Genomic DNA, 10,460 nt, shown 5'->3' on the forward strand with positions numbered 1-10,460 from the left:
TTGCGCCTCATCGAAAACAAGGTGTTTGATTGCCGCTAGGCTGTTTCCCAAGTTTGCGATTCCCACTTGTAAACCAGATACCCAATCGTATTTTGCGCCGCCTTCTTTGACGGTTTTACCACGAGCTAAACAATCGTCTACCAGCGTTGAACAGAAGATGTCTTGCGCTTGTTGTTCAAGCACACTATCGACTACGGTATCGATCTCAATCGATTTACGCATGTAGTAACGGATTTGTTCAGCCCAAGAGGCGGTCACTTGTTCAAAGTTCTCGAAATTGCCTTTTGCCAAAGACTTATCGTGTGGTAAGAAAGCGTGACCGGTTGTCGCATCTATACCTTCGTTCAGCGCGGCCAGCAGGATACGCGCAAAGTTAATAAAGCTCATACCGGTACAACGGTAACCCCATTTGCCCGGAACCGCCGTTTCGATACAGCCGATAGATGCGTAGTTATAAGCGTCTTGTTTCTCTACGCCCAGCTTGATGAATTCAGGAATCACAATTTCATCGTTGTTAAAGGCAGGCATACCAAAGCCACATTTAATCACGTCAATGCAGCCCATCAAGAACGCTTGGTTCAAACCTTCATGATAACGCACACTCAAGTTAGGTTGCGTCGAACGAAGCTGACCACAAGATTCCAAAATCGCCCAAGACAGAGGATTGACAGCATCTTCTGGCTCACCATTTTCATTTAACTTCTGACCGCCGATACAGACGTTTTGATAAAGCGGCGATCCTGCTGAGGCTTTGGAGTGCGCGCCGGAGCGAATTTTGTTCACTTCAAGCAGCTTTAACCAGCAGCTTTGCAATAGTTCAAGGGCGAAAGCTTTGCTCATTAGGCCATGTTCAAGATCACGTACGTAGTAGTCGTTGAGGTATTGATCCATCCGACCAAATGATACCGAGTGGCCGTTCGACTCAATTTGCAACATCAACTGCACAAAATAGCTCAATTGCAGTGCTTGCCAAAAGTTGGTTGGGGCATGGTAGGCAACATGACGACAGATGTGTGAGATTGTCTCTAGTTCCTTTGCTCTCTCTGGTCGTGTTTCGCTTATTGCCATTTTTTGCGCAAGATCAGCGTAACTTACCATGTGCTCTTGAATCGCCAGCAACACGATTTCGACAGATTTATAGAACTGCTCTTTTTTTAACCCTTCAAAGGTCGAGACATCATTATTGGCGCGATGCTGACGAACCTCGTCTAATAGCCCATTCATCCCGAGTTTAAGGATTTTCTCATTATCAACGGCTAGGTGAGCGTCACCAGATGTCATATTCCCTTCGGCTTTGATGATGCTGCTGGCTAAGATCTTTTGCTGCTCATCGGTAAATAACCCATAGCAACGGTCTTGAACCGTTTTACCGCGCCAGTACGGTGTCATCGTATGGATGCGTTGTTTGTCTTGTTCGGTGACAGCAAAACCCGCGCCTGGGCGATCGGCCAGTTCATCGATTTCTGCTTCAATCCAACGTACGGTGTATTCAGGGAAGATAGGTGCTGCACGGACTTTGCTTGCTTGGTTACCGACAATCAGTTCATCATGTTTAATCCAAATGGTACGAGTCCGTAAGTGCTCTTGGAGTGCTAATGCACGCTGGACAATCACAGGTTTATCCTCATTGGCCTGATAAGCACGAGTGTAGGCCTCAGCACGCTCGGTACAGATAGGTGGTGTGACGATATTGATCAGGGCCGATTTGTGCGCTTTGATACGCTCAGGAAGGGTATTCAGATTCATGGTTAACCTCTTACAATCACGTTGAGTTGAGTATGATCGCTTGCGTATTGCATGGCGCTTTCTAGCAGTTCTGGCTTGTTTAATGGTTTGTCAGAACACAGGTACGGCATATCGAGCAAACGGTATTTATTGATGCCGAGTGTGTGGTACGGCAGCAAATGAAGTTCTTGGCAGCTTGTTAGTGAAGCGGCAAAATCGATGATGTTGTGTAACTCTTCGAGGGTGTCGTTAAAACCCGGCACAACGGGCACGCGAATCACAATCCGCTTGGCGATGGGAGCCAGTTTTTGGAAATTGTCTTTGATGCGTTTTAGTGAACCTTTGGCCCAGCTAAGAAATTTTTCTTCATCGGTATGCTTTAGATCTGCGAGCCAGCAATCGATGTGTGGGGCCACTTTTGCCACATTCTTCCATGGTACATGCATGCACGATTCAATCGCGGTAGCGACTTGATTGCTCTGTAAACGTTGTGCGAGTTCGGCGACTAAATCGGCTTGCATTAATGGCTCACCTCCCGAGAATGTCACACCGCCTTGGCTTTGGTCATAGAAAGGCTTGTCTTTCATTAATAGCTTAAACAGTTCGTCTGATTGTGTTTCTTCTCCACATACACTGAGTGCTTGAGTCGGACAAACATTTTGCAGCGCAATCAGTTGATCGTCTGTGATTGCTTGACGATTGATGGTGATCTGGTGATTAAGACGTCGAATGCCATCATTCAGTTCGTCATCGTTTACTGTCGCTTGATAAGCAGAGACACACAGTTGGCAATCTGCCATACAGCTTCGTGGATCAAAAAATAACGAGCGTTTTTCGCTGCGGCTTTCTGGATTTTGGCACCAAGGGCAAGACAAACTGCACCCTTTAAGAAAAAGAATGGAACGAATGCCGTCACCATCATGGGTAGAGAATCTCTGAATATTAAAATACATTTCTGCTTACCTCTTGGATTACGCTTCGCGGTTGACACTTATGGGCCACTTTTCGTTGGTTAATCGCTTTATTTACGTGTGTATCCACTGCATCAATCTTTCATATTGTGAAATTAGATTGTTTCAAATGAAATTTCAATTGATCCAAATCAACATCTTGTTCGATTGTCGGATCTATAGTGATCCCATCATCAAAACGAAGAGATTGTTTTAAGGTGGGAACCATGATTGAACTTTATTTAGATACGGCTGATGTGGCAGAAGTGAAACGTTTTAACCAGTGCTTACCGCTAAAAGGTGTGACAACTAACCCAAGCATTTTGGCAAAGTCAAAACAGGGGCTCAATGACACCCTCGCCGGCATGCAAGAAGCCCTTGGCAGTCATGCTCGCTTTCATGCTCAGGTGGTCAGTTCTACGGTTGAAGGTATGGTTGCAGAAGCGCGCCAACTCCATGAATTGCCTTATGATATGGTGGTAAAAGTGCCTGCAACAGAAACGGGATTAGCTGCAATTAAGTTGATGAAAAAAGAAGGAATTCAGGTTCTTGCGACGGCGATTTACTCGGCTCAACAAGGTTTCCTTGCGGCACTGTGTGGTGCTGACTACTTAGCCCCTTATATCAACCGTATTGATGCGATGAACGGTAATGGTGTTGAAGTGGTTGCAGACCTTCAATTGCTGTTGGATCAAAACCAACTACCGGCGAAGATTTTGGCTGCTAGCTTTAAGAATACTCAGCAAGCGATGGCAGTGATGAAACTGGGTATTGAAGCGATTACGCTACCGACCGATGTGGCAGCGCAAATGTTCGCTCACCCAGCAGTAAAACCAGCGGTTGAGCAGTTCGATAAAGACTGGAAAGATACGTTCGGCGAGAAACTTTCATTTGAAAGTTAGTCGGTCTATTGACTTGCGTGTCTATTGAATGTCTGAGCTTGATCCGGCTCGATGGACACTCGACTATTTTGCAGGACCTTTTTGTTTGCCGAGTGAGGCTGGCCAGCCATGAGATAGAAACCTGAATCATTCTGATGGCGGGGAAAGTGGCCAGATAAACAGCGAGGGAAATGCCTGACGCAAAAGCGCGTGATCCAAAGAGAGCGTTTGAGGGATTATGCCCGAAATTTCTGGTTGTAGTTTGCCAAAATTCTGAGGTCGATAGAGTTTCAGGCAACTCTGCGCCTCAATCAAGCGATAGGGACAGAAGCCTCCTGTCGTTATTTTGTGTCCTGGAATGCCATATTTAAGACGGACATTTTCCCCTAACCGCTCAGTCAGTAAGGCCGGCTCCAACCGATTTGCCAAATTGACTTGCTGCTCTTTTGAGATCAGGTAAGCGCAGCAATCTGGGTTATCCAGCAGTAAGCGAGCCAAACGTTTCAGCCAAGGGGTCAGAGCTTGGGGCGTTTCTGGTGGCATCAGCAGTAAGATTTGTTGCTGGTGAAGTTCGTTCGCATGATGATTACGTAATAACCATAATGGACTACCAAGCTGAGTCGATAACTCAGCAAGCCTTGTCCGTTCTGCTTGGATTTGAGCGTGCAGCTTTGCCAATGCCTGTGAGAAATGGTCAGCCGACATCTCTTGACGTTTTAACCAGTATAAAGAGAGGTGTTCACCCCAAGTCTGGTGGTAAAGCCGCAAGGTGTAGTACCCCTTGCGGGGTACTAGCTCGCCACCGACGCAAGCGGTGTGGCAGTTAGTTACTTTGAGGTTGGCAGCAAAATGGCGTCGACAAATCCTAGCGGCTTTGAACCCTGCTAATTTGGCCGGTACATAGTAGCGTGCAGCGACTAGCCAGAAAAGCGAAATTACTAAGGCATAAAGCAGACGGGTGATCACTCGCATATCAGGCGTCAGCCAGCAAATGTTGGCGTATTGTCATCACCTGTTCTACGAAGCTCTGCTCGGTATGGAACAGTTGCTGTAGCATCTGACGGAAGTTTTTTACCAGTTCATGTTTGACTCCAGGTTCATCTTCAAGTACTACTCGAAAGTGGTTGCCGATGGCTTCAAAGGAGATGTATTTAGTCAAATCGCCCAATTGGCTGTAACAGAGGGCTTGGATAATTTTTTTCCAGTCTTCAGCATCCATTTTGAGAGGTAACACACTCTGTATGCGGTTGGCCAGCTGTTGCATACTGGTTGAATCTAATTTGAAAATGACGTTAACAAAACCGAAGTTGGCCATGATCTGGTATATCTCGCGCAGATCCAAGGGGACGACGTCATCTGGAGTGGTTATTGGTGTTTCTGTGGCCTGGTTGAGAGTTGAAGAAGTCGCGCTAACGGTTTGCCACTCAATCTCATGTTGCACTTGTTCAAGAGCATTGAGCACCGCTCTTGGGGTCGCAAACAGCTCACGGAATAACTGCTCCAAAGCCTGAATTTGGGGCAGGCTTGCGATTTTATTGGGATCGACCTCGAAGATACACTGCGTCTCCTCGTCATTGGTTTGTAATGCTTGTGCTAGCTCTGGCGACGTTTGATTGAATACGGCGCTGATAAAGCGTTGCCAGTTGACGGCATTATCCATATTGGCATTAGGACACTGAGCCTCGATAGCCGCACCGAGGGCTCGGGTTTCGGAAAATTCCAGATCCAAGCGAAAGCTGACTCCCAGCAAGGTCACCGATTGACGGACAATACGGCGGAATTGAAGTCGCGTTTCGTGATCTTTAAAGCCGACACTGGCTTGGGGCATCGCGCCTTGCGTTTGTGGCGCTTGGGACTTCGGTTTGTTGAATTCGGCCAGCTTTGTTGCCGCATCTGCTGGGCACACCGGTGGTCGCATGGCTTCAAGGTCGGCTATTCCAGAGGCGATCACCGCATCACCATAGTAACCAGCGATGAGCTGTAAATAATGACTGGCTTGTTCACCATGCATCAACAGGAAGCCCAACGGATTCATCCCATTAGCATCGGGGGTCTGGGGTTTGGCAAATCCGATATTCGATGAGGATTCTGACTTGAGATTGGGATCGATCATCCAAGGATCGGCTCCAAGTTCGAGCAAGCATTCAAAGATTCCAGGCCGATTGGCGAAGGCGGCCTCTAACAAGGGATGGTGGCGTCCAGAGGTCAGACTATTGATTTTGGCTCCTCGCTTCACCAGTTGAGTGACTAATCCCTTTTTGTTGGCTTCGATAGAAGAGTGAGCATCGTAGCAGTATTGACTGGTGATAGCCGCTAGCAGTGGGGTGTCACCCAAAGGTGAGACGGCATTGATATCTGCTCCACGCTTGAGTAATAGGTCAATGCAAGACTGGATACCAAAGGTACAAGCTGTCATCAGCGGCGTCGCTCTGGAATCTGGATCAGGATCTAGAACCTCAAGATCCACCCCCAGCTCCAATAGGGCTAATACGGTATTAGCACGATCGATTGGGTTGACGTCTGAATAGTTGGACAAACATTTATGCATCGCATTGGAATGATCGAATCCGCCGACATGATGGATGTCAGCACCATGCTCAGCAAACCAACGTAAGAGTTCAGCACGCCCTGGCATGGCGGCAGCAAAGATCAGGTTATTCCCAAGCTGATTGACTTCATGGATATTAAATCCTGTTCTTTGCCACAGATAGCGAACGAATTTTAGGCTGGTTTCTTCATTGATCGAAGAAGGATATCGTTGTACTGAACTCATGATTCCAGATTCTTGGAACTGTCCCACCGGGCGAGTCGGGTCGACACCATAATCGATAAGTAGATCAAACATGGGACGGCAGTATTCAAAGTCATTGTCCGCATCACTGAGGATACAAGAGAAAAGGTGGGTGATATCGGGATTGGTGGGCGTATGTTCAACATGGATGGCATAAGGTTGATCGACAGCTGCACCAGCTTCGAGCAAAATCTCCACCGCATTAAGATAGAGTTGTTTGTTTTGTTTGCATCTCGCATAGCGGAAACAGAGCAGATACAATAAACTCCACCGGCAGCTGTCGTCACCATCAAAACAGAGACGATCGAGATCTTGTTCGCGCTCTATGAGTACCCGGAACAGCTCCAAGCCGTCCTCTTTAAGCTCCCAGAGAACATCTTCAGCAAGCCAACGCACCTCGGTCCATGCGCGCATCGTGGGGAAGCGTTGCAGTAGATATTGGGCTAAAGACCAGCATTTTTTGTGCAGTGCTAGAGTAATCGCGGTTGCTGGGGCTTTGTGATTGCCGGAAAAGCTTTGATGCACATCGGCCAGTTGGTAATCGGGATACAGAGCAACGATATCGCCCACAAGTTGTGGATCTCGCAGAAAGTGTATCGCTGAAGCGACGGCATCTGCTGGAAACGGGAATGGCTGTTTGAGTTGCAGCAGTCGCCGTATTATTGGCTCGTTGCGGGTGTGAATGGCCAATTCGAGTAGTGAACCTTCATCATATTGTTGTTGCAGATCTAACCCTAGATTGAGTAACAGTTCAAAAATCGCTGCGCGATCTTGAGCGGTTTCCTCAGGTTTGTTGGCAAAATAATGGAAATAACCAGAGACCATTTCGGGAGTAATTTCAACCGGACTCTCACTTAAGGCGATTAAGGCCTCCAGTGTGGGCAGATCGCAGCAGTATTCGAACGCCCAGTTCAAGGTGTGGGCACTCAATGGTGGTTGAAAACCGTGAGTTAGCATTTGTTGTACAAACTCAGCGTCTTTATGAAGTAAGGCAATATCCAGAGCTGTCCAGCCGGAATCGGTTTGCAGTAGGCTGCTTAATCCAGCCTCTAACAGCATGTTGAACATGGCTGACTTTTGTGCCAAGTTGGGTTTTACCCTGAGATGACTTGGATAGAAATGGCTTATCCACAATTCATCATTCATACGGCAGTTTTCATTGACAGGTTTGCCGCGTAGGGCAAAGTTAGGGGTAATTCCGCCTTGCAACAGTACGTTGAGTTGGTCAAGCTGAGCGCGTTCGATGGTTAGAAATAGGGCACTTCGATGATCATGGGGATCCTCTGCACCATGGCGTAGTAACAGGGCAACTTCATCCAACCTATTCTGCCCCATAGAACATAAAGCATAGAGCGGAGTACAGAAGAGTTCAGTGCCACCAGCGGTGGTGAAAGCGAACGCTTGGTTAACCTCAGCGCCTTTGGCTATCGCTAACTCAGCAAGTTGACAGCGCTGGCTAGATGATAAGTTGGAGTGACACAAAATTGGGCCGACCACAGGCTTGCCACTGAAATCGGCTTGGATGGTAAGATAGCGCTCAACCTCGTTCGCATCGGCAGAAAACAGATCCAGACTCTCATCAAGTATCAAACGGGACAGCAACTGATCTTTGGTTAGTAGCATACGCGCGACCTCTGGTTGATAGTGGTCGATATCTGCTCCTAGCTCTACGAGTCGAGTCAAGATTAGGCGTTGGCCATTTTTTATCGCCATTGCCAGTAAAGTCTCACCAGAAGCCGAGTAACCTCGCTCTAAGTCGTAGTGGTATTTCTGCTCGATTAGCATATTGAATATGGCGAGTATTTTCTGCTCTGGCATCGGAGCATTGAATAATTGAAATAGGAGTGAGTCACAATATTCTCGTTCTTCACTGCCTTGATATGCGATGCCGTGAGAGAGCAGCAATTGCACGGTTTGTGGTTCCAGAGCAGGGTTGCGACTGAAGCAATGCCAGAAGAAACATTCATCATCTAACAGTGGCAGTTGCTGTTCCAACACGGCCTTGACCATTCGATAGTCACCACGGCAGGTGGCTAGTGACAAGAGATTAAACTCTCTTTGCCAAATAATGTTGAGATTGACCCCCTGCTCGCTAAGCATACGCACCATCTCGCCCGAGCGCAGTGCGCGCTGTAACACATGATTGGGCTTACGCTGCTTGTCGAGTAAGTGATTAATGCTGGCACCCAGTTTGAGTAGGTGCTGAACAACTCTATCGAGTTCGGGATTGGCCTGTTCTAGGGCAAAATCGAGTGGTCGGCTATGGTGAATTCCGTCCTGAACAAGCTTGTTATTGACATTGTTAGGGTTGACCACTTGGCTGATAGCAACCAGATCCCGATTGAGAATATGATCCTTGAGCGTGCCACCTAAGCTGTGGTTATCTTCAGTAAAATGTCCCATTAATTGATCTCTTGAGGTTGTCGTGACATGAGTGTCTTGCGGGCGTGATTGGATTGCGATGTATTTTGTTTATTGGATGAGCATCTTGGTGCGATACAATGATTTGCATATTTTGTGATTGTAATGAAGGCCTTAAGATCTGTCTAGTGTTTTATCTTGCTCGATTTTCCTCGTCAGGAGCTGCTTATTCGATTGGCTGATTATTAGATGGTAGTCTTCAAATCTTCAGAGGTTTTGCTCTTCAGATCTTTTCCTATTGTGCAGGACAAAATCGGTCAGCTCTTGCTTGTGCAGCTCAATCTTTTCCACGCCATCATGATCGGCTCCATCAATTTCCAGAAAGCGTATTTGTTGCGAGATTCCTTTTTTTGCTTGCTGATAAATAAGATAGCCGTCTTCAATCGGTACGGTCTTATCCGCATTGCCGTGTACAATCATTAACGCAGACGTTACTTTTTGAATGGTATTCATCGGAGCAATTTGCTCGAATTTGTAGCCGATGATCCACTCAACGTAAGCAAGAATCAAAGGTATCAGTGCAGGGACATTGGTTAATTTATGCAAAAAACGCCGCATCGCGAGTTCTGGGTGGGCAAATGCCGCAATACTTATCACGCCATTAAGCGGTAGTTTTCTTGATGCGGCCAACAGCACTGCTCCTGCACCCACAGAATGGCCAAGAAGAAAGACCGAACGCATCTGGTGTGGATGGTGTTGTGAAAGATACCGGTGAACCGATTCAATATCGCTAGCGAATTTCGGCATGGAAGAAAAACTATCCGATTCACTATTGCCGTGGTTGCGAGAATCAAACAAACAGACGTTGACGCCGAGATCATAAAAAGGTTTAGCCAGAGGTAGCATAAGACTTTTATTCGCTCCCCAGCCATGCACGATGATTACGGTTGTATCAGACAGGACAGAGGATTTCGGCTCGAGTAACCATGTTGCTAAATATTTGCCGTTTTCAGCTGGAACTGAACACGCGGTTGAATGTAAACCGAGTGACTCAGGAGTCACTTGTTGGCAAGATTTAGGCACACGAAAAGCCAGATGCAGCCAAAAGGCGAACCCGGCAACAATAACAACGATAGCTAAAAAAACGGTCAGATTACTCATCGATCCGATCCCAAGTGTGATCGTTTCTCTATGTAACGAAAATAGAGTGAGAGACTCAAACAAATAAGCAAGTAGGTGAAGCCAACAATAAGCCAAATTTCGAAAATGTAGCCAGATGAGTTTGCCATTTCGGTACCCACGAAGGTCATTTCCTGAATCGAAATCAACGAAACAATCGATGTGTCTTTGACTAGCGAAATAGTTTGACCTGCAAGTGCCGGAGTGATGGCTTTAATGACTTGAGGCGCGATGACAAATCGATAGGTTACCCAACGAGACAGGCCGAGTGAATCGGCGGCTTCCCATTGACCATTGTCGATACTTTGCAAACCACCACGCACGACCTCGGCAATATAAGCGGAGGAGAGTAAGCCGACACAAATGACTCCAGAGGCTAGATTTTCCCAGAGGTTGGCTGGGCCAAACAAGACATATTGAATCATGTTGGGCTGTCCGCGATAGTGGCGCAGCAGATTTTCTAAACCCAACAGAGGAATTAATTGGTTGGAGATAAAAAAATAGAAAATGAAGACAAAGACCAATGGTGGAATATTGCGCACTAATTGAATAAACGCATTGGCGGGGGGACGG

7 protein-coding genes are annotated in these 10,460 nt (G+C 47.0%); 1 reads left to right on the forward strand and 6 read right to left on the reverse strand.

The genetic code is table 11. From position 1 onward, the window contains the following. Positions 1–1,746 (reverse strand): formate C-acetyltransferase/glycerol dehydratase family glycyl radical enzyme (locus B7C60_RS14355; protein ID WP_245869494.1); only part of this gene is annotated, 1,746 nt, incomplete at its 3' end. Between the two features lie 2 nt (positions 1,747–1,748). Beyond that, positions 1,749–2,678, reverse strand: a complete 930-nt coding sequence (locus tag B7C60_RS14360; protein WP_099612252.1) for a glycyl-radical enzyme activating protein — start codon at positions 2,676–2,678, stop codon at positions 1,749–1,751. Between the two features lie 224 nt (positions 2,679–2,902). Here B7C60_RS14360 and B7C60_RS14365 point away from each other — a divergent pair, with 224 nt between their 5' ends. After that, positions 2,903–3,577 carry a fructose-6-phosphate aldolase gene (locus tag B7C60_RS14365; RefSeq protein ID WP_099612253.1) on the forward strand — a complete coding sequence of 225 codons (675 nt, stop codon included), beginning with the start codon at positions 2,903–2,905 and terminating at the stop codon, positions 3,575–3,577. Between the two features lie 126 nt (positions 3,578–3,703). Here the strand turns inward: B7C60_RS14365 and B7C60_RS14370 are convergent, their stop codons facing one another. The 4 genes from B7C60_RS14370 to B7C60_RS19490 all read right to left on the reverse strand — a co-directional run. Beyond that, positions 3,704–4,528, reverse strand: a complete 825-nt coding sequence (locus B7C60_RS14370; RefSeq protein WP_099612254.1) for a hypothetical protein — start codon at positions 4,526–4,528, stop codon at positions 3,704–3,706. A gap of 1 nt (position 4,529) precedes the next feature. Then, on the reverse strand, positions 4,530–8,750 hold the full coding sequence (locus tag B7C60_RS14375) for an ankyrin repeat domain-containing protein (protein WP_099612255.1): 4,221 nt from the start codon (positions 8,748–8,750) through the stop codon (positions 4,530–4,532). A 225-nt stretch (positions 8,751–8,975) separates the two neighbouring features. Further along, positions 8,976–9,869 (reverse strand): alpha/beta hydrolase, encoded by an 894-nt coding sequence (locus B7C60_RS14380; RefSeq protein ID WP_099612256.1) that lies wholly within the window; start codon positions 9,867–9,869, stop codon positions 8,976–8,978. Further along, positions 9,866–10,460 (reverse strand): amino acid ABC transporter permease (locus B7C60_RS19490; RefSeq protein WP_245869496.1); only part of this gene is annotated, 595 nt, incomplete at its 5' end. The genes B7C60_RS19490 and B7C60_RS14380, both read right to left, overlap by 4 nt.

The organism is Vibrio fujianensis (assembly GCF_002749895.1).
Lineage (GTDB): Bacteria > Pseudomonadota > Gammaproteobacteria > Enterobacterales > Vibrionaceae > Vibrio > Vibrio fujianensis.

What these genes read in the sequence shown, in the direction of transcription:
- B7C60_RS14375 (WP_099612255.1), bottom strand. Translation starts at nt 8,750, where the DNA reads ATGGGACATTTTACTGAAGATAACCACAGCTTAGGTGGCACGCTCAAG.
- B7C60_RS14380 (WP_099612256.1), bottom strand. Translation starts at nt 9,869, where the DNA reads ATGAGTAATCTGACCGTTTTTTTAGCTATCGTTGTTATTGTTGCCGGG.
- B7C60_RS14365 (WP_099612253.1), top strand. Translation starts at nt 2,903, where the DNA reads ATGATTGAACTTTATTTAGATACGGCTGATGTGGCAGAAGTGAAACGT.
- B7C60_RS14360 (WP_099612252.1), bottom strand. Translation starts at nt 2,678, where the DNA reads ATGTATTTTAATATTCAGAGATTCTCTACCCATGATGGTGACGGCATT.
- B7C60_RS14370 (WP_099612254.1), bottom strand. Translation starts at nt 4,528, where the DNA reads ATGCGAGTGATCACCCGTCTGCTTTATGCCTTAGTAATTTCGCTTTTC.